22 protein-coding genes are annotated in these 19,774 nt (G+C 61.2%); 3 read left to right on the plus strand and 19 right to left on the minus strand.

The genetic code is table 11. The features are described 5' to 3' along the window. Positions 1–24 precede the first annotated feature (24 nt). The 4 genes from GFU70_RS19885 to GFU70_RS19900 all read right to left on the minus strand — a co-directional run bounded on the left by GFU70_RS19885 (position 25) and on the right by GFU70_RS19900 (position 4,332). Positions 25–1,335, minus strand: coding sequence for an MFS transporter (locus tag GFU70_RS19885; RefSeq protein WP_058544291.1), 1,311 nt, complete (start codon positions 1,333–1,335; stop codon positions 25–27). 178 nt (positions 1,336–1,513) lie between these two features. After that, the gene (gene dgoD / locus GFU70_RS19890) at positions 1,514–2,662 is read right to left on the minus strand and encodes a galactonate dehydratase (protein ID WP_018613609.1); all 1,149 of its coding nucleotides are present in this window, start codon (positions 2,660–2,662) and stop codon (positions 1,514–1,516) included. A gap of 49 nt (positions 2,663–2,711) precedes the next feature. After that, positions 2,712–3,332 carry a 2-dehydro-3-deoxy-6-phosphogalactonate aldolase gene (locus tag GFU70_RS19895; RefSeq protein ID WP_153388695.1) on the minus strand — a complete coding sequence of 207 codons (621 nt, stop codon included), beginning with the start codon at positions 3,330–3,332 and terminating at the stop codon, positions 2,712–2,714. A 19-nt stretch (positions 3,333–3,351) separates the two neighbouring features. Next, positions 3,352–4,332, minus strand: coding sequence for a 2-dehydro-3-deoxygalactonokinase (locus GFU70_RS19900; RefSeq protein ID WP_153388696.1), 981 nt, complete (start codon positions 4,330–4,332; stop codon positions 3,352–3,354). A gap of 188 nt (positions 4,333–4,520) precedes the next feature. Between GFU70_RS19900 and GFU70_RS19905 the strand changes: the two genes are divergently transcribed. Then, positions 4,521–5,153, plus strand: coding sequence for a glutathione S-transferase family protein (locus GFU70_RS19905; RefSeq protein ID WP_153388697.1), 633 nt, complete (start codon positions 4,521–4,523; stop codon positions 5,151–5,153). A 3-nt stretch (positions 5,154–5,156) separates the two neighbouring features. On the opposite strand, the gene GFU70_RS19910 is transcribed toward GFU70_RS19905, so the two are convergent. After that, positions 5,157–5,639: a GNAT family N-acetyltransferase gene (locus GFU70_RS19910; RefSeq protein WP_058546876.1), complete on the minus strand. Its 483-nt coding sequence runs from the start codon at positions 5,637–5,639 to the stop codon at positions 5,157–5,159. A gap of 189 nt (positions 5,640–5,828) precedes the next feature. Between GFU70_RS19910 and GFU70_RS19915 the strand changes: the two genes are divergently transcribed. Together GFU70_RS19915 and GFU70_RS19920 are read left to right on the plus strand one after the other, a co-directional pair. Beyond that, positions 5,829–6,173 (plus strand): hypothetical protein, encoded by a 345-nt coding sequence (locus tag GFU70_RS19915; protein ID WP_058546875.1) that lies wholly within the window; start codon positions 5,829–5,831, stop codon positions 6,171–6,173. 32 nt (positions 6,174–6,205) lie between these two features. After that, positions 6,206–6,586: a Rho termination factor N-terminal domain-containing protein gene (locus GFU70_RS19920; RefSeq protein ID WP_058546874.1), complete on the plus strand. Its 381-nt coding sequence runs from the start codon at positions 6,206–6,208 to the stop codon at positions 6,584–6,586. A 147-nt stretch (positions 6,587–6,733) separates the two neighbouring features. Here the strand turns inward: GFU70_RS19920 and araH are convergent, their stop codons facing one another. The 14 genes from araH to tmk form a co-directional block, all read right to left on the minus strand. Then, positions 6,734–7,702: an L-arabinose ABC transporter permease AraH gene (gene araH, locus GFU70_RS19925; protein WP_058546873.1), complete on the minus strand. Its 969-nt coding sequence runs from the start codon at positions 7,700–7,702 to the stop codon at positions 6,734–6,736. A 10-nt stretch (positions 7,703–7,712) separates the two neighbouring features. Then, positions 7,713–9,257 (minus strand): L-arabinose ABC transporter ATP-binding protein AraG, encoded by a 1,545-nt coding sequence (gene araG / locus GFU70_RS19930; protein ID WP_153388698.1) that lies wholly within the window; start codon positions 9,255–9,257, stop codon positions 7,713–7,715. Positions 9,258–9,332: 75 nt separating this feature from the next. After that, positions 9,333–10,337, minus strand: coding sequence for a substrate-binding domain-containing protein (locus GFU70_RS19935; RefSeq protein WP_058544651.1), 1,005 nt, complete (start codon positions 10,335–10,337; stop codon positions 9,333–9,335). 175 nt (positions 10,338–10,512) lie between these two features. After that, positions 10,513–11,331 carry an SDR family oxidoreductase gene (locus tag GFU70_RS19940; protein WP_153388699.1) on the minus strand — a complete coding sequence of 273 codons (819 nt, stop codon included), beginning with the start codon at positions 11,329–11,331 and terminating at the stop codon, positions 10,513–10,515. 233 nt (positions 11,332–11,564) lie between these two features. Beyond that, positions 11,565–12,440: an SMP-30/gluconolactonase/LRE family protein gene (locus tag GFU70_RS19945; RefSeq protein ID WP_116641568.1), complete on the minus strand. Its 876-nt coding sequence runs from the start codon at positions 12,438–12,440 to the stop codon at positions 11,565–11,567. Then, entirely contained in the window at positions 12,437–13,183 is a 747-nt protein-coding gene (locus GFU70_RS19950; RefSeq protein WP_003204233.1) for a FadR/GntR family transcriptional regulator, read from the minus strand. Before GFU70_RS19950 ends, GFU70_RS19945 begins: the two co-directional genes overlap by 4 nt. A gap of 175 nt (positions 13,184–13,358) precedes the next feature. Next, complete coding sequence (locus GFU70_RS19955) at positions 13,359–13,919, minus strand: DUF1285 domain-containing protein (RefSeq protein WP_058544654.1); 561 nt, start codon at positions 13,917–13,919, stop codon at positions 13,359–13,361. Between the two features lie 16 nt (positions 13,920–13,935). After that, complete coding sequence (locus tag GFU70_RS19960) at positions 13,936–14,541, minus strand: DUF4823 domain-containing protein (protein ID WP_058544655.1); 606 nt, start codon at positions 14,539–14,541, stop codon at positions 13,936–13,938. A 253-nt stretch (positions 14,542–14,794) separates the two neighbouring features. Beyond that, complete coding sequence (locus GFU70_RS19965; protein WP_153388700.1) at positions 14,795–15,763, minus strand: GTP 3',8-cyclase MoaA; 969 nt, start codon at positions 15,761–15,763, stop codon at positions 14,795–14,797. A 153-nt stretch (positions 15,764–15,916) separates the two neighbouring features. Then, positions 15,917–16,555 (minus strand): TetR/AcrR family transcriptional regulator, encoded by a 639-nt coding sequence (locus GFU70_RS19970; protein ID WP_003204240.1) that lies wholly within the window; start codon positions 16,553–16,555, stop codon positions 15,917–15,919. A 384-nt stretch (positions 16,556–16,939) separates the two neighbouring features. Then, positions 16,940–17,734, minus strand: coding sequence for a TatD family hydrolase (locus GFU70_RS19975; protein WP_058544657.1), 795 nt, complete (start codon positions 17,732–17,734; stop codon positions 16,940–16,942). 11 nt (positions 17,735–17,745) lie between these two features. After that, positions 17,746–18,102, minus strand: a complete 357-nt coding sequence (locus tag GFU70_RS19980; RefSeq protein ID WP_046063690.1) for a PilZ domain-containing protein — start codon at positions 18,100–18,102, stop codon at positions 17,746–17,748. A 60-nt stretch (positions 18,103–18,162) separates the two neighbouring features. Next, positions 18,163–19,149: a DNA polymerase III subunit delta' gene (locus tag GFU70_RS19985; protein WP_116641566.1), complete on the minus strand. Its 987-nt coding sequence runs from the start codon at positions 19,147–19,149 to the stop codon at positions 18,163–18,165. Next, complete coding sequence (tmk, locus tag GFU70_RS19990) at positions 19,142–19,774, minus strand: dTMP kinase (protein WP_153388701.1); 633 nt, start codon at positions 19,772–19,774, stop codon at positions 19,142–19,144. Before tmk ends, GFU70_RS19985 begins: the two co-directional genes overlap by 8 nt.

The following is a 19,774-nucleotide window of genomic DNA, read 5'->3' on the forward strand; positions in this document are numbered from 1 at the left end:
ATTATGGTCGCCCGCCCCGTCGGACTACAACTCGATGCGCTCGACCTTCCCGACCAGCAGAATGTAGGACAGCGCGCCAGCCAGTGCCAGAACAGCGATATAGGTGATGGCCGGGGCAAACGAATCGCCGCTGGCGAGAAAGCCTATGACGATCGGCGTGGCGATGGCCGCCAGGTTGCCGATGAGGTTGAACACCCCTCCCGTCAGCCCGAGCAACCGCGCCGGCGCCAAGGTGGAGACCAGCGACCAGGTGATCGACGCCAGGCCATTGCCGAAGAACGCCAGGGCCAGGAAGGCGATCACCAGCGGCGTCGACTCGACAAAGTTGGCGCCGATGATCGAGGTCGAGATCAGCAACCCGCCAATGATCGGCAGCTTGCGCGCAAACCCCACGGTGGCGCCGCGCCGAATCAACCAGTCGGAGAAGAACCCGGAGCACAGCACGCCGACAAACGCCGCGAGGAACGGCAACGACGCCAGCAGGCCGGACTTGATGAAGTCCATGCCGCGATATTTCACCAGGTAGGTCGGGAACCACGTCAGGAAAAACCACAGCGTGGAGTTGAGGCAGAACTGCCCCAGGTAAATGCCCCATAACTTGCGCTGGGTCAGGACAGTCCCCAGGTCGGTCCAGCTGAATTTCGCCTTGGCCTTGGCGGTATCGGCCTGGATATCCACCAACCCGCCGCCTTCGCGGATCAGTTCGATTTCGGCGGCGTTGGCGCCTTTGAAATCCCGTGGCTCGCGATACACCGCGTACCAGATCGCCGCCCAGAGAATGCCCACCGCGCCCGTGGCGACAAACACCATGTGCCAACCGAAGGTGTGTTGCAGCCAGGCCAATACCGGGGTCAGGAAAGCCAGCCCGACAAACTGCCCGGAGGTGTAGAAACCGATGGCCGTGGCCCGCTCGCGCTCAGGAAACCAGGTGGTGACCACGCGGCTGTTGATCGGATAAGCCGGTGCTTCCAGGGCACCGACCGCCATGCGCAGCACGAACAACGCGATGAAACTGGCGGCAAAACCCAGCATCACCGTGGCCACCGACCACAACAGCAGTGCCACGCTGTACAGAATGCGCGGCGGCACCCGGTCCACCAGCCAGCCACCGGGGATCTGCATGGCGGCGTAGGTCCAGCCGAATGCCGAGAAAATCAGCCCGACGTGGATCGGATCGATGCCCAGGTCGCTGGTCAATGCCGGGGCGGCGATCGAGAGGTTGCTGCGGTCCAGGTAATTGATCACCACGGTGATGAACAGCAGGACCATGATGAAAAAACGCTTGCGGCTGGGCGTCACCAACGACGCCTGCGCGCTCAGGGTGTGCGCTTGCATGTGAGGTGCCTCTTTTTATATTTGTCGAATACGGCAAGGATTGAGCAAGACCCTGTGGGAGCAAGGCTTGCCCGCGATGCAGACGATGCGTTTTCCAGTCGGGCCGCGTCATCGTTCATCGCGGGCAAGCCTTGCTCCCACAGGATTGCTTTGCTCCCATGGGGTGATCAGGCGTAAATCACCACTCGGCAAAACTGCCATCGGCATGGCGCCAGATCGGGTTGCGCCAGCGGTGGCCGATGGCCGCGCGTTCGATGACGTACTCTTCGTTGATCTCGATGCCCAGGCCCGGGCCATTCGGGATCTTCACAAAGCCCTTGTCGTAGTCGAACACCTGCGGATCCTTGATGTAATCCAGCAAATCGTTGCTCTCGTTGTAGTGGATCCCCAGGCTCTGCTCCTGGATGAACGCGTTGTAGCAGACCGCATCCAGTTGCAGGCACGCTGCCAGGGCGATGGGGCCCAGCGGGCAGTGCAGCGCCAGCGCCACGTCGTAGGCCTCGGCCATGTTGGCGATCTTGCGGGTTTCGGTGATACCGCCGGCGTGGGACGCATCCGGCTGGATGATGTCCACGTAGCCTTCGCTGAGTACACGCTTGAAGTCCCAGCGCGAGAACAACCGCTCGCCCAGGGCAATCGGGGTGCTGGTCAGCGGCGCCAATTCCTTGAGGGCTTCGTAGTTTTCGCTGAGCACCGGCTCTTCGATGAACATCAGCTTGTAGGGGTCGAGTTCCTTCATCAGGACCTTGGCCATCGGCTTGTGCACCCGGCCGTGGAAGTCCACGCCAATGCCGACGTTTGGCCCCACTGCGTCGCGCACCGCCGCGACGTTGGCCAGGGCCAGGTCGACTTTTTCATAGGTGTCGAGAAACTGCAGCTCTTCGGTGCCGTTCATCTTCACCGCCGTGAAGCCCCGCGCCACGGCTTCTTTCGCCGCGCGAGCGGTGTCTGCCGGCCGGTCGCCGCCGATCCACGAATACACTCGAATCTTGTCGCGCACCTGGCCGCCCAGCAGGTCGCTGACCGACACACCCAGGGCCTTGCCCTTGATGTCCCACAACGCCTGGTCGATACCGGCCAGGGCACTCATGTGAATGGCCCCGCCGCGGTAGAAGCCGCCGCGATAGAGCACGGTCCAGATGTCCTCGATATTGCGTGGGTCTTTGCCGATCAGGTAGTCGGACAATTCCTCGACAGCCGCCGCCACCGTGTGGGCACGGCCCTCGACCACGGGCTCGCCCCAACCGGTCACGCCCTCGTCGGTCTCGACCTTGAGGAAGCACCAGCGCGGCGGAACGATAAACGTGGTCAGTTTGGTGATTTTCATCTTGTTGTCTCTCTTGTCAGATGCAGCGCACGGGGCGCTGGAAAAGTCTTCAGTTCAAGGCATTCCATGCGGCCACGTAGGCCTTGGCGCGCACCGCCACTTCATCCGCTGTCAGGCCCGGCTTGAACAGCCCGGAACCGAGGCCGAAACCCTTGACGCCGGCTTCGACGAACACCGCCATGTTCTCTGGGGTGATCCCGCCCACCGGCACCAACACGGTCCCGGCCGGCAGCACCGCAAGCCAAGCCTTGACCACCGCCGGGCCCATTTGCTCGGCGGGGAACATCTTCAGTACATGGGCGCCTTCGGCCAGCGCGGCAAAGGCTTCGGTGGGCGTGGCGACGCCTGGCGACAGGTACAAGCCCGCCGCTTTCGCCGCACGCAGCACCTTCGGATCACTGTGAGGCATGACGATCACTTGGCCGCCAGCGGCTTTCACCTGCTCGACCTGTTCCGGCGTGAGCACGGTACCGGCACCGATCAGGCAATCGGCGGGCAAGGTACTGCGCAGGATGCGAATGCTTTCGTACGGCTCGGGGGAATTGAGCGGCACTTCGATGACGCGAAATCCGGCGCCGTACAGGACTTCGCCGATGGCCGCCGCCTCTTCGGGACGCAGACCACGCAGGATCGCGATCAGCCCGTTGTGCGCCAGTGCTTGTGTGAGCATGTCAGACCTCCAGTCAGGTTCAGGGGGCGGTGGAATCGAGCAACCCGGCCGCCACGGCCAGTTGCCACAAACCGCGTTCGGTGGCCTGTTCGGCCAGGATCACCCGGGCGAAGCCGCAGGCGTCGAGGGCCCGTTGATAACGGACACAGAGTTGAGAGTTGCCGATCAGCACCACTGTCGGCAGATGGAGGCTGTCACGTCGTCGACGCTGCACCTCGGCCAGCGCCGCCAGCTCATGGCCGATCAGCAGGCCCGAGAGGTAATCGGCCTGGGCGCTGGCCTGCAGTTCGCCGGTCAAGCCCAGGCTGCGGGCGCTGAACACCGTGGACAACGGTCCGATCTGACCATCTACCGACAACGCCACCTGCACGCCACGATCAAAGGCCACGCCATCGAAGGTCGCACTCCGTTGCTGGGTGCGGCCGAGAATGCTGTGGTCACTGAGCACGGCGAAGATCTCGCCGGTCATGAAGGTGTCGAAATGCACGATGCAGCCATCGGCCACTTCCACCCATTTCGAATGACTGCCGGGCAGGCCGATCAGCACCGCTTCGTCCGGCAGGCTGTGCAAGGCACCGAGCACCTGGGTTTCTTCACCGCGCATGACATTGGGCAAATGTGAACGCTGGATCACGCCGGGCACGATGTGCACATCGACACCGCGAAGGCTGCGAACGGTTTGTAGGGAATGTCCGAGGTTGGCGACGTTGGCCGGTGTGTCGCAGTAAGGCGCTTCACGCCAGCCCTGAGCACTGCCGACCATGCCGCAGGCAATCACAGGCAAGCCTGGCTGTGCATCGAGCCAGTCGCCGCAGGCCTCGTCGAAGGCCAGTTCGAAACCGTCGATGCACACCCGGCCGGCCACGGTTCGCGGCCCGGAAGGCAACTGCATGATCCCCGATGACAGCGAGCGCTGCTCGAGCACCTCGCCACCGGCTGCCAGTTTGTAAGCCCGTAATGAGGTGGTCCCCCAATCGAGCGCGATCAATTGCGCCTGCATCCGCTTCACCTGTTCTGTTTTTTGGCAGTGAGTGCAACGGACTATAAACCTGGGCGTGACAATATCTCAATATATAAATATCACTCCCATATATTGGGATCTAATCAACCAACCATAAAGCCAATCGCCATCTGCCCAAGACCCTGTTACGTTTCTGATCGGACGCCAAACAACTCAGGGAAAAAGTGATGGGACAACAGCTGAAAATCCTCGGCCGCACTTCCTCTATCAACGTCAGAAAAGTGTTGTGGACCTGCCAGGAATTGGAAATCGCCTACGAACGCGAAGACTGGGGGATTGGTTTTTCTTCGACCCAAGACCCGGATTTCCTGGCCTTGAATCCCAACGCCCAGGTGCCGGTGATCATTGATGAGAACGGTGTGCTCTGGGAGTCGAACACCATTTGCCGCTATCTGGTGGGCAAGCATGGGCGCAACGACCTGCTGCCTGTCGAGCCTGCCGCACGGGCGCGTGTCGAGCAGTGGATGGACTGGCAAGCCACAGAACTCAACCCGTCATGGGGCTACGCATTCCACGCCCTGGTACGCAAGAATCCGGACTTCCAGGACCCGCAGCGCATCGCCGCCGGCGTCAAAGGCTGGAACGAGAAGATGGGGTTGCTGGAGCAGCAATTGAACCGCACCGGCGCCTACGTGGCCGGTACGGCGTTTTCCCTTGCAGACGTGCTCATCGGCCTGTCCGCACATCGTTGGCGCCAGACACCCATGGAGCGTCCGGACTATCCAGCGGTGGCCGCCTATTGCAAGCGGCTCGAACAGCGTCCCGGATTTGCCGAGTACGCATCCAGCGCATACTCATGAATGTCAATTACCGTGGGCAAAATCCCGTAGCACCTTGCCATCCATCCGGTAGCGCACCCACTCTTCCTGGGGTTGCGCGCCGAGGGACTTGTAGAACTCGATGGCCGGCGTGTTCCAGTCCAGCACACTCCATTCGAAGCGCCCGCAATCGTTGTCACAGGCGATCTTCGCCAGGTGGCGCAGCAACGTCTTGCCCGCCCCGCCACCGCGCTGGTCAGGCGTGATGTACAGGTCTTCGAGGTACAGGCAGTTGCTGCCCAGCCAGGTGGAATAACTGAAGAAAAACACCGCGAAGCCAATCGGCACGCCATCACGCAGGCAGATCAACCCGTGGGCCGTTGCACCTTCGCTGAACAGGCTGCGCTCGATGTCGGCCACACTGGCGATGACTTCGTGGCGGGCCTTTTCGTAATCGGCCAACTCGGTGATGAAGACAAGGATTTGAGGCGCATCGCTGGGTTGCGCAGGACGGATCTCGATCGACATGAACAGGCCTTGTAGCCAATTGAAAGCGCCATACTAAGCCGCTGCGTGCCGCTCGTCACATATCGATCCAACTATTTGATCGCGACGCACGCCTCTTTCAGAAGCGCCATTCGTCGCGCCCCAGGCACCAACCCAAATCCAGCGAGGCCCAAGATCAGGTAAGCATTCTGAAAAATGGAGGCGACACCCATGATCACTTCAAGGCTGACTGCAATCACCTTCGCTGCGCTGCTGTCCTCTGTGGCCTTCGCAGCTTCCACCTCCGGCACCGGGCCGACCGATCCCGTGCAAGCGCCCAACTCCCCCGCCACGCAAGGCCTGCCCAAGTTGAACACCGACGGCACCGGCGGCGGCCTGAACAATGGCCAGCCACCCGCCACTGGCACCGATCCGCGCGTGCAGGGTAATGACACAGGGCGCCAGGGTGGCATGAATACACCGGACTCGACTGCACCTGATAATGCCGAGACTGGAGTGGGCTCGAAAACCACGACCGGTGGTTCGGGCTCCGAAGGTGGCGCCGCCAGCCAATAGCCTCTGCTCAGACATTTGAGGAGGAACATCCCATGCCTCGTGGAAGCAAAGACAAATACACCGACAAGCAAAAGCGCAAGGCTGAGCACATCGAAGAGAGCTACGAGAAAAAAGGTGTGCCGGAGGGCAAAGCCGAGGCACGAGCCTGGGCCACGGTCAACAAGCAGTCGGGTGGCGGCGAGCGCTCAGGTGGCTCCGGTAAGAAAAAACCGGCCGAGGCCAAGCAATCCGACCGCAAGGAATCCGCCCGACGCGCCGCCAAGACCCGCGAAGGTCACCCGCGCACCAGCAAAGCCTCCCACGGGGCCCAGACCGTGGACAGCCTGATGAAGGAGGCCCGGGCGAAAAACATTCCCGGACGCTCGAAAATGCGCAAGCAAGAGCTGGTCGAGGCGTTGCGCAAGGCGGGGTGATTGTCGGCGTCAGGGAGGACGCCTTCGCGAGCAAGCTCGCTCCCATATTGGATCTGCGCTGTGCCGGGGTTCTGCGCCCTGGCACAAAATCCTGTGTGGGAGCTTGCTCGCGATGGCGGTAGGTCAGTCGCCAGTGTTCGCCGTTGTTCAGCGTTGTTTCAACCGGTCGATCACCACCGCCAGCAGCAGGATCGAGCCACGGATGACGTATTGGTAGAAGGTGTCGATGTTCTTCAGGTTCATCGCGTTTTCGATGATCGCCAAAATCAGCACGCCTGCGATGACGTGGCGAATCATGCCGATACCACCGCTCAACGACACCCCACCCAACACGCAAGCCGAGATCACCGTCAGCTCGAAGCCTTGGCCGATCATCGGTTGGCCCGAGGTCATGCGCGAAGCCAGGATCACCCCAGCCAGGGCACCGATCACGCCATGCACGGCGAAGATGATGATCTTGGTGCGATCAACGTTCACCCCGGCCAACAACGCCGCTTCCTGGTTGCCACCAATGGCCATGGTGTTGCGCCCATAGGTGGTGTAGTTCAGCAGCCAGCCGAAAAACAGGAAGCAGACGATGGTAATCAGGATCGGCACTGGTACGCCGAACAATTGACCGTTGCCGAACACGAAGAACGACTCCTGGGACACACCCACCGCTTTGCCGTTGGCGAAGATGTAGGCCAGGCCACGGACGATCTGCATCGTTGCCAGCGTGGTGATCAACGCATTGACCCGCAGCTTGGCGATGACGATGCCATTGATCAGGCCAACGATCAGCCCCATCACCAGCGCCGCGCTGATGCCGAGGAACACGCTGTTGGTGTCGCGCATCACCACCGCCGCGACCACGCCGGCACAGGCAATCACCGAACCGACCGACAAGTCGAAGTGCCCGGACGCCAGGCAATACAACATCGTGCAGGCCGCGATGCCGGTGGTAGAGATCGCCAGGCCCAGGCCGCGCATGTTCAAGGGTGACAGGAAGTTGTCGATCATCAGGGTACAGAGCACGAAGATGCCGGCGGCCGCCAGCAGCATGACCCAGTCATCCAGGAAACGGCGCAGGTCCAGGGGTTTGCGTGCCGTTGGCAGTGCATTGTTTTGAATGGTCATGATTTACCTCTCAGTTCGCCGCGTCGGCAACGCGTTGGCGCGGCAGCGCCAGTTGCAGCAGGTTGGATTCGTTGGCCTCGTCACGCGGCAGCTCGCCGCGCATGGCCCCTTCGCAGAGCACCAGGATTCGGTCGGAAATGCCCATCACTTCCATCAAGTCGCTGGACACCACAATCACCGCAATGCCCTCGGCCGCCAGGTTGTGGATAATCTGATAGATCTCCGCCTTGGCGCCGATGTCGATGCCACGAGTGGGCTCGTCCAATAGCAGGACTTTCATCGGCATCGACAGCCAGCGACCAAGAATCGCCTTCTGCTGGTTGCCGCCGGACAGGTACATGATTTTCTGGCTCGCCGCCGGGGTCTTCACTTTCAGCGACTTGATCTGCTTGTCGGCATTGCCCCGCTCCCAGTCGCCACGCAACAGGCAGCCCAACGCGGAATGAGACGGGCGTGCACTGATGTTGATGTTCTCGCCCACGCTGCTCAACGGGATGATGCCTTCCTTCTTGCGGTCTTCCGGGCAGAGCAGCACGCCAGCGGCGATGGCATCCCTTGGTGAACGCAGCTTCAGTTCCTTGCCGTGCAGCACGAGGCTGCCCTCGCGGTGACGCTCCAAGCCACTGAGCAAGCGCAGCAGCTCGGTACGACCGGCGCCGACCAGCCCGAACAAGCCGAGGATCTCGCCCTTGTGCACCTGGAAACTCACCGCCTCGCGCAAGCCCGGCCCCAGCAGGCTATTTACTTGCAGCGCCACATCGCCGCGCTCCCGAGGACGGTAGTCATAGATGTCCTGGATATCGCGACCGACCATGCACGTGACGAGTTGATCATGGGTCAACTCGCTCATGTTCTCGAAGGTCCGCACATAACGACCGTCCTTGAACACCGTCACCGCATTACAGATACGGAACACCTCTTCCATGCGGTGGCTGACGTAGAGCACCACTTTGCCCTCGTCCCGCAGCTGGCTGATGATCGCCATCAAGCGGTCGATTTCCCGGGCCGACAGGCTGCTGGTGGGTTCGTCGAAGGCTATGACGTGGGCGCCACGGGACAAGGCCTTGGCGATTTCCACCAGCTGGCGCTGGCCGAGGGACAGGCGACCGACTTTTTCCTGCGGGTCGATTTCATCGGCCAGGCCTTTTAGCAGCGTCAACGCCTGCTTGCGCAGCAGCCCACGATTGACCAGGCCGAACCGCGCCGGCAAATGGCCGAGAAACAGGTTTTCCGCGACGGTCATTTCCGGCACCAGGTGCAGCTCCTGGTGAATCACCGCCACACCGCTGGCGATGCTGTCGGCGGTGCCTTTGAACGCCATCGTCTGCTCGCCAATCTGCAAGTCGCCGTTGCTCGGGATGTAGGCGCCGCCCAGGATCTTGAGCAGCGTGGACTTGCCAGCGCCGTTTTCACCCATCAAGGCATGGACTTGCCCCGGATGGGCAACGAAACTGATATTGGCCAGGGCCTGCACGCCGGGAAAGGACTTGCCGATCCCGTTGAATCGCAAGCTGCCGCCGATGTTGTGTTGCCGTGTCGCTGTTTGCGCTTGCATAACCACCTCGAACTTACAGAGATCAAGCGACCCCGCCACTCAAGTGACCGGGGCCGCTTTTGAATCAACCGGCCGTCAGTTCCACAGGCCGATCTTTTCCAGCTCTTGCTTGAAGTTCTCCCGGGTGATCAGGGTCACCTCGTCCATGGCGGTGTACTTCGGCGGTTCCTTGCCGGTGGTGATCCACTCGTACATCATTTCGGCGGTCTTGTAGCCTTCAATGTGCGGGCTTGGCAGCATCGAACCGAAGAAGCCGCTGTCAGGTTTCTTCAATTCACCGATGGCGTCGGTGCCGTTGATGCCGATGCCGATCACATTGGCGGCCTTGAACCCGGCGGCTTCGGTGGCGCGCACGCCGCCCAGCACGGTGTTGTCATTCATGCCACCGATGATCAGGTTCTTCGCGGCGCTTGGCAGCTTTACCAAGGCCGAGTTGGTGGAGTCCATGCTGCCGGGTACGTCGAGGGTCTTCAGCGCCGCATAGAGAATATGGTCTGCCGGCATGCCAGCCTTCTTCAGGGCATCGACCGAACCGTCGGTGCGCTTCTTGCCAGTGTCCAGTTCGTTATAGGTGTTGATGACGGCATAGGTGTCTTTCCAATCCCAGCCGCGTTTTTTCGCCTCAGCCGCCATGGCGCCGCCCTGCTTCTGGCCCACTTCGAACGCCGCCATGCCCAGGTACGGTACGTCCTCCATGAACTTGCCATCGGAACCGACGAAGCGGTCGTCGACGGCGATCACTTTCATGTCATTGAGCTTGGCCTTGGCCACAATGGCCGGGCCGAGGGATACGTCCGGCGGGCAGATGACGAAGCCCTTGGCACCGTTGGCGGCAAGGCTGTCGATAGCGGAAAGGGTCTTTTCGCCGTCGGGCACGGCGATCTTGATCAACTCGAAGCCCTTGTCCTTGCTCGCCTTCTCGGCGAACGCCCACTCGGTCTGGAACCAGGGCTCCTCGGCCTGCTTGACCAGGAAACCGATTTTTACGGGATCGGCCGCCAGCAAGCTGGTGCTGAGGCTGACCGCGGTAACCGCCAGGGCGGCGCGACACAGGGAACGGATCCCACGACGATGATTCATAGTTGACTCCTTGTTTTTTTTATTGAAAGCCAAACGTCCAGGGTTCTGCTCCACCGTCGGTGGAAATGCGCAGGCTGGACGGTTACATCAAGTTGCTACACAGCATAGGCCTGAATAGTCATATCGTATGATGATTGGATTACAGGCGAAGTTTCCCACCGCAATCCGAGAATATTCAGTCGTGGTACATGACCGAACGTCCCCCATCGATGGTGATGCATGAGGCATTGATAAACGGTGCTTCGTCACTGGCCAGGAACACGGCCGTCATTGCCACTTCGATCGGTTGCCCGACGCGCCGTGGCGGGTGCAAATCCAGCGCACGCTGGCGTTCGGCATGTGGATCGGCAAAGCCGTTCCAGTAGTCGACGTTCAGTTGGGTTTCGATGTAACCCGGCGCGATGGCGTTGACGCGTACCCCTTTGGGTGCGTATTCGATGCCCAGGGCGCGGGTCAGGCCGAGCAGGCCATGCTTGGCCACCGGGTAAGGGAAACAGCCGGGAATGATGTGGGACGAATGGACCGAGGCAATGTTGATGATGCTGCCCACGCCCTGCTCGATCATTTGTGGCAACACCGCCTTGCAGCCGTACCAGGCGCCATCCAGATCGATGGCGAAGCAGCGACGCCAGTCCTCTTCGCTCATTTCCAGCGGGTCACGGAAGACATTGACGCCAGCACAGTTGACCAACACATCGATGCGACCGTGCAGCTCGACGGCGCGACGGGCCATGGCCTGCAAGTCCTGCGGCTTCGACACATCGGCCTGCAGCGCTTGCACATCGGCCCCGCGTTCACGCCAGTGGGCGGCCACCGCCTCGACCTTCTGCGCCTGGATATCACTGATGACCAGCCGGGCCCGTTGCGACGCGAACGCCGCGACGATGGCCTCGCCAATGCCTTGGGCGGCACCGGTCAACAGCACGACCTTGTCTTTCAGGCGCTCACCCTTCGGTGGCTCCGGCACGGGTGGCAAGACCAAGGGCTCAGCCATGGTTCGAGCCTCCTGTGCGCGGGCACGACAAAAACCGGGCATCCACGGATGACCGGCGAGGCGCTTGAAGGAACAGTGGCCGGCGTACGCCGTCGGAGCGTACGGGGAAAGATCGTTGCATCACTTCACCTGTTTTGTTTTTTTAGTGTGAGTGCGTATTGCCGATGGAGCCGACTATAAACCCGGTCGCCAAATAATCTCAATATATATATTTACATCCCATATTTTGGGATTCACCCCGCAAACCTTGTACACGCCACGCCAGGCACATCGACACGCATCGACAGCACGGCACCGTCCAGCGGATGACCCAATGGGCTCGCCGCGCTGGTGATGTACAACGTCTTGAGGTCTTCGCCGCCGAACACACAACTGGTCGGGCGGCTGATGGGCAGTTCGATCACCCGATCGACCTGCCCGTCCGGGTCCAGCCGCAACAGGCAACTGCCGTCCCAGCGGGCATTCCAGATATAGCCCCGGGCATCCATCGCCGAGCCATCCGGGCCGCCACGCGAGTGCGGGCCGAACCAGACCTCGGCGGGCGCCAGGGTGCCATCAGGGTAGATAAAGTGCCGATACAACGTGCCGTCCAGGCTCTCGCCGAAATACACCGTGGTGCCATCGGGGCTCCAGAGCAAGGTGTTCGGAATGCCTCGCGCGCGTAGCAAGGGCATGACCCGGCCATCACCGGTGACGCGAAACAGCCCACCGGAGCGCCGCTCGACCGGCAAGTCCTCACCTTCGTCACCGATATTGTTCTGCATGGTGCCGAGCCAGAGCTGACCCAGGGCGTCGCAACGGGCCTCATTGGCGCGATTGCCTGGCTGGGGGTCGGCCATGCACAGCAGTGTCAGGCGCGGTTCCAGGCCCGGAGAATCAAGATCGAGGCGGTAGACGCCACTGCTCAGGGTCACCAACGCGTCGCCACTTTGGGTCGGAATGAAAGCGGACACATGCTCGGGCATCTGCCAGATCTGTACGTTGGCGCCGATCAACCGCAGCGCCTGCTTGCCGGCGATATCGACCCAATACAACGCCTGGGTCGGCTCGTCCCAGAAGGGCCCCTCGCCCAACTTCGCCCGGTGTTCCGTCACAGCCGTCCACTTCATTGAAACCTCCCGTTCCCGGCTTGCCCGGCGGCGTCTGTTCGACCGGCCATGACATTGGGGTAAAAGCGTTTGATGGCCAGGTCAGCGTTATCGATCAGGGTCATGCAGGCCCAGACGCCCCGCGCCGCGTCACGGGCGGCGATGGCGTCGGCGATGTCCTTGTGGATGGGCAAGGTGCGGCGCAGCTCATCCGGGTCGGCCGCCGATACTTCGAACGACACCGCCAGCAACGCACCAAGGGCCGGGACCATTTGCTCGATGAACTGATTATGGCTGGCAGCGAGGATGCACTCATGGAAAAACTGGTCGGCACGGTTGTAATCGGCGCCGCTGTCCACCGCCCGCTCCAGCGCATGGTAGGCCAGGCGGATCGCCTGCACCTGATCGGCCGTGGCCCGCTCGCACGCCCAGCGCACCGCCATCGGCTCGATGGTGCGACGCAGATCCAGCAAGTCATCGACAAAATTTTCCGGCAGGCCGCTGCGTGACAGCCAGCCAACCACTTGGGGGTCGAACAGGTTCCAGCGTCGCACCGGCAACACCCGCGTGCCGACTTTCGGCCCGACTTCCAGCATGCCTTTGGCCACCAGGGTCTTGATCGCCTCGCGAATCACCGTACGACTGACCCCCAGTTGCTCGCCCAAGTCCGCTTCGACCTTGATGGTCTGCCCAGGCTTGACCTGGCCGGCGGCTATCCAGCCCCCCAGCCAATCGACGGTCGATGCATGAAAACTGCTGGACATGAAAACCCCGCGGGCCACTCTTATTGGAGACCCACGCTAATCATCATACGATTGGGTGTCAATTTGAATTTTACTCGCCCAGTGTGGGAGCGAGCTTGCTCGCGATAGCGGTGGGTCAGTGGTGAAGATGTTGGATGGGTCGGCGTCTTCGCGAGCGAGCCCGCTCCCACAGGGTTTACGGTTCCAGGCCGATGGGGAAAAACTCGCCGCTGCTCCATACGCCCAACCAGCGCTGCCCGTCGATCTCGCGGCTGACCGCCAGCTCCACCAGTTGGTAGAACACATTGCGATGAATCAGCGCTTCGAGATTGCTGCGCACATGCACGTAGGGCGCTGGCTCTTGGGTCTGGGGATCGATCACCACCCGCAGCGGATGCTCGGCGCCAGCCTCAGTGGTTTCCTCGACATTGGTGGTGAAGCGCAACAACTGCCCCTCCCCCTGCCCTTGGACCTCAAGGGTCACGGCCACGAACGGCGCGTCATCGACCTTGATGCCGACTTTTTCCACGGGGGTAATCAGGAAGTAATCATCGCCGTCGCGGCGGATGATGGTGGAGAACAGCTTGACCATCGGCTTTCGCCCGATGGGCGTGCCCAAGTAGTACCAGGTGCCATCCCGGGCAATGCGCATGTCGATGTCGCCGCAGAAGTCGGGGTTCCACAAGTGGACCGGCGGAAGGCCTTTGGTCTTGGGAATCTGCCCCAGCAAATCATTGGCTTTTTGCGGTCCGCTCATGGTGACTCCTGATTATTTATTCGTCGCTCATCCCCAGCAGGCTGCGGGCATACTCACGCAAAGGCGTGGCGATGAGGTCTTGGGGCTGCTTGTCGTGCCACGTCAGTAAACCGCCACGACTCTTGATACGTGCAGTATCAATCAAATACTGGGTGCTGGTCTCGATCAACATGATTTGAATCACGCTGGTATCCACACCCAGGCGATCCACGGCTTCTTCATCCAGCCATTCGTCGGAGTTGCCAATGCGGTTGTCGGCCTTGGCGAAGCGGGTGTACAGCAAATAATGGGCACCGGCGGAACGGGCTTCGCCCATGGCCTGGTCGAGGCCTTCGGGAACGCGGGCGCGACGGACCATGGGAAAATATTCGATGAAGCCATTGAAGGCTTCTTCGGCCACGATGTTGGGACGCGGATAAGCACTGCCTGGCGGAGCGAAAGCCCCCTGGGCGATGTAGATGAACGAGTCGGGCTGAATACGCAGGTTGTTCACACGACGGCTGTCGCTATGGTCCAGCAGGCCGGCGTCGCTCATGTGATAACGAACACCCTCTCCCATGTCGCTGACATTCATGCAGCCACCAAGCGCCAAAACGGCCAGCAGCAAAACCAGGCTACGCATCCTACCCTCCAAAAAACCGGTGTCGGAAAACCGGCGAATGGTCGTGGGATGCAGCTTTTGCGCCAGCTTGCAGGATGAAGGTGCGCAGTAACCCGTAGGAGCTGCCGAAGGCTGCGATCTTTTGATCTTGATCCACCGGGGGTTCGCTCATGATTCAATGGCTTGGGTAAAGATCGCAGCCTCGTTGCACTCGACAGCTCCTACAGCAGCTCCTACAGCAGCTCCTACAGCAGAGTGCACCTGGTTGAGCCGGTCAGCCGCCGATGATTTTCATAATGGTTGCCCCGCCGGAGAATGCCACTTCCTGTTTGTCCCCCAGCGCCTTGACCAACAAGCGCTGAAGCGCCGGCAAGGCCTGGTGGCGTGGCTTGTCCAACAGGTCGCCGACGAAGTGACGGTTACTCGACGACAGGCAGCCGTGCAGCCAGCCGGTGGAAGACAACCGCAGGCGCGAACAGGTACGGCAAAAAGGCACGCTTTCGTTGGCGATCACGCCAAAGTGCCCCAGCCCTGGTATCTCATAGCGCACCGCCGTGGCATCCACTGGCGCATCGGCTTGCAGGTATTCGTACTGATCGCCAATCAGGCTGAGCAATTGCTGGAGGCTGACGAACTGTTGCAGGAAGGCGTTGGAGTCGCTGGCCAGGTGTCCCATGCGCATCAACTCGATGAAACGCAACTCATAGCCACGTTCCAGGCAGTATTCGAGCAAAGGCATCACCTGGTCCAGGTTCTGCCCGCGCAACGGCACCATATTGACCTTGATCATCATTCCGGTGGCCCGGGCCTGCTCCATGCCGTCGAGCACGGTCGCCAGGTCGCCGCCACGGGCGATACTGCGAAACGCGGCGGGGTCCAGGGTGTCGAGGGAAACGTTGATGCGACGGATACCGGCATCCACCAGCAAGGGCAGTTTTTTCGCCAGCAACTGACCATTGGTGGTCAGGCTGATGTCCTCCAGGCCCATCTGCCCCACCGCCATCATGAAACGCTCGAGCTTGGGGCTGACCAACGGTTCGCCGCCAGTGATGCGCAGCCGCTCGATACCGGCGGCCTCGATCAAATAGGCCACGCCGCGCGCCATGGCCTCGGCCGACAGTTCATCCTGCGCAGCCACCAGCCGCTTGCCGTCAGGCACGCAGTAGGTACAGGCGTAATTGCAGGCGGAGGTCAGGCTGATCCGCAGATTACGGAAACGCCTGCCTTGACGGTCAACGATCATGGATCACTCCGGCACGAGAAAAATCGGACTTGCGAAAGTTGACCTAGAAATCAAGATTTCGCAAGACCCAAGCCTGAGTATATTACTGGGACACTGCGCCATGTAAGCGGACATGGCGCAATAAGACAGCTGAATGTCTTGGCCTGTGCGGCCTTAGCTGCTCGGGACGTCGGTATCGCGCTTGCGCTTGTTGCCCATGCGCACGCCAATGTCCATCAGGAACTGGAAGAAACCCTCCTGGTCTTCCAGCACATTGCTCCAGAACGGCGAGTGATACAGCGCCACCGCGCCGTGCACCAGCGCCCAGGCAGCGCAGTAATGGAAATAAGGCGGCACGTCTTCGAGCTTGCCTTCGCTGATCCGACCCTTGATCAGCAGGGTCAGGCGTTCGAAGTTCGAGGCGCGGATCTTGTGCAACTCCTCGACCATCTCCGGCACCTGGTTGCCCTTGACCACCTTCTCTTCCAAGCGATCGAACAAGCGGTAGCGCTGCGGGTCACGCATGCGGAACTCGAAGTAGGCCCGGGACAGCGCCTCCTTGTCCTTGTCTACATCGGCCGAATGCAGCAGCTCGTTCAAATCGCGCTCGTAGTCGAGCATCAGGCGCAGGTAAATCTCCGCCTTGGATTTGAAATGTTTATAAATCGTGCCTTTGCCGATACCCACGGCATCCGCAATCATCTCGACGGTGACACTGTCTTCACCCTGGTCGAGGAACAACTTGAGCGCGGTGTCGAGAATTTCCTGCTCGCGGCGGCGAAACTCACGGACCTTACGGGGTTCTTTGTGCATAAGAAAAAGGTCTGAAGGGTCAAAATTCGAAGCCGGGTATTATGCCTAACTTACGCAAAAATGCACGGATCATCCGTTCTCGGCCAGTGTTCTTCACAAAACCGTACACACCCGGCTCGCCGTTTCCCGTGCCAATGCGCCGCACCTGCGAGCTTTGGCGACAGTGAGAACTTATCCGAAGCGAGCGTATTCCAAATTTGTTTAAAAACCGCCCCGGCCAGACTGGACGGGTGGGCATACTGATCAATACTTGAACTGTCGGCGCGACATCTCCCCCAAGTGACGCGCTGATAAAGGTACCAACGGACCGCGTGCCTTTGTTTTACTCCTAATGGTCTTAACCCGGATTCACCCCCCAGAACCCGGGTTTTTTTTGCATGCAATTCAGGCCTGCGCAGGACGCACGTGAGCCAGCGCAAACAACCGCTTAAAATTCTCCGTGGTCTGTTCGGCAAACCGCTCGTAGGACTCGCCGCGCAGCATCGCCAGAAACTCTGCCACTTCCCGTACGTATTGCGGAAGGTTCGGCTTGCCGCGATAGGGAATAGGCGCCAGGTAAGGCGAGTCGGTTTCCACCAAGAGCCGATCAGCCGGCACTTTGCCGGCAACGTCGCGCAACGCATCGGCATTGCGGAACGTGACAATCCCGGACAAGGAAATGTAATAGCCCATGTCCAGGGCGGCCTTGGCCATGTCCCAGTCCTCGGTGAAGCAATGCAGCACCCCGGCCTGGGGCAGCGCGGCGTCACGCAGCAAGGCCAGGGTGTCGGCCCGGGCGCCACGGGTGTGGATGATCACCGGCTTGCCGGTTTGCCGGGCAGCCTCCAGGTGCAGCCGAAACGACGCCTGCTGCACGTCGGCGGCTTCCGGTTCGTAGTGATAATCCAGGCCGGTTTCGCCGATGGCGACCACCCGTGGGTGATCAAGCTCACGCAACAGCCAATCGAGCGCCGGCGCGGCGTCGGGCTGGACATCCAGCGGGTGGATACCGACCGAGCAATCGACATCGGCATAACGTTCGGCCAGAGCCTTGACGTCGGCGGCGTTGTCGGCGCTTACGCCGATGCACAGGAAGTGACCGACACCCCGTTCACGGGCCGCGTCCAGCGCAGCATCCAGGGAACCGCCATGGGCAGCGAGGTCGAGACGGTCAAGGTGACAATGGGAATCTACAAGCATAAAAGGCCAGGCTACATCGTATGAGTGGGACGGTCGGACTTCAGCGAGCCGGCCAAGTGGGTTTCGATCTGATTGCGGGCTGAATTGTCGCCGTCGCTGAATTGCACGCCGACGCCGGCGGCCCGGTTGCCCTGGGCGCCTTTGGGGGTCATCCAGATCACCTTGCCGGCGACCGGGATCTTTTCCGATTCATCCATCAGGCTCAAGAGCATGAACACTTCATCGCCCAGGCGATAATTCTTGTTGGTGGGAATGAACAGGCCGCCGTTCTTGATGAAGGGCATGTAGGCGGCGTAGAGCACCGACTTGTCCTTGATAGTCAGGGACAGGATGCCGTTGCGTGGCCCGGGGCTGACAGGTTCGTTCATGCTGATCTCCGCTGCGATTGAGCTGAGTCTAGTGTCCCGTATCACACTAGGCCGTGTCTGTCAGTTTCGACCAGGCAAACTCGCCCACTGCACCAACAGCGCTTCAAGCAACAGCACCCGATTGAGGTTCGCTTTGCCCAGCACCTTCTGACGTTGGGCAAGAATCCAGTCCTGAATGTTCAAGATTTTATCCTGGCTGCTTTTTTGCGCCAGGTACTGGATCACCTTGCGCATGTCCGCCAACCCCAGGCCGGCCTCGTCCTCGGTCAGTTGGTAGCGCAGGATCAGGCTCGACCAGTCGCAGAACCAGTCAAACAGCAAGAGCAACGGGATCGCGTTCCAGCCCTCGGCCAGTTGCGTGGGGGATTGCTGCTGCTTGAGCAGTTTCTTGACCCCGTCCACCACCAAGGCCCGCTGCTCCCGCACGCCCTGAGCCTGAAGGCTGACAGCCGCCAGGGGCGAGCCGGCCGCCAGGGTCAGCAGTTCGACACGCTCTTCGTCGCTGCTGTCGGGCAAGGCCTGGGCCAGCCATTGCAAGCTCATCGCCTCGCTCGGCAGCGGGCAGGCCTGTTGCACGCAGCGACTCTTGATGGTCGGCAGCAAGCGACTCGGCTGATGGCTGACCAGCAACAGCACGGTATCGCCGGAAGGTTCTTCGAGACTCTTGAGCAAGGCGTTGGCGGCGTTGATGTTCATCGACTCGACCGGCTCGATCAGCACCACCTTGCGCCCGCCCATCTGTGAGGTCTGGACCACGAAGCTGACCAAGTCCCGAACCTGGTCGACCTTGATCGCCTTGTCCGCCTCTTCCGGCTCCAGCACATAATTGTCGGGATGGCTGCCCGCCTTGAGCAGCAGGCAGGACTTGCACTCGCCGCAGGCATTGGAGATACCCGGACGCTGGCACAGCAGGCTGGCCATCAGGCGCTCGGCCAGTGCCCGCTTGCCGATGCCGGCCGGGCCATGCAACAGATAGGCATGGGCATGCTGGGCACGACCAGCCAGTTGCTGCCAGAGACCGTCTTGCCACGGATAGGCTTCAGCCACGGACACGCTCCAGCAAACGCGGCAGCAAGCCGTCCAGGGACTGCTGGACCTGGGTCAGCGGTTGCGCGGCATCGATCAGCACGTAACGCGCCGGATCGGCCTTTGCGCGACTCAGGAAGGCATTGCGCACGGCGTTGAAGAAAGCCTGGCCCTCAAGCTCGAAACGATCCAGTCGCCCACGGGCACTGGCGCGGGCCAGGCCAATTTCCACCGGCAGGTCGAACACCAGGGTCAGGTCTGGCCGCAGGTCACCCTGGACAAAGGTTTCCAACGCGGCGATGCGCTCCACGGACAGGCCCCGGCCGCCGCCCTGGTAGGCATAGGTCGAATCGGTAAAACGATCGCAGAGCACCACCGCGCCACGGGCCAGCGCCGGGCGAATCACCTCGGCCAGATGCTGTGCCCTGGCCGCGAACACCAGCAACAGCTCGGTGTCGGGGTTCATGACTTCGTCAATGGGCGCCAGCAGCACCTCGCGAATTCGCTCGGCCAGCGGCGTACCGCCCGGCTCGCGGGTCAACACCACCTCGATGCCGGCAGCCCGCAGGCATTCGGCCAGGTATTCGCGGTTGGTGCTCTTGCCGGCGCCTTCCGGGCCTTCCAGCGTTATAAACAAGCCAGTCAC

The organism is Pseudomonas brassicacearum, from assembly GCF_009601685.2.
Lineage (GTDB): Bacteria > Pseudomonadota > Gammaproteobacteria > Pseudomonadales > Pseudomonadaceae > Aquipseudomonas > Aquipseudomonas kilonensis_B.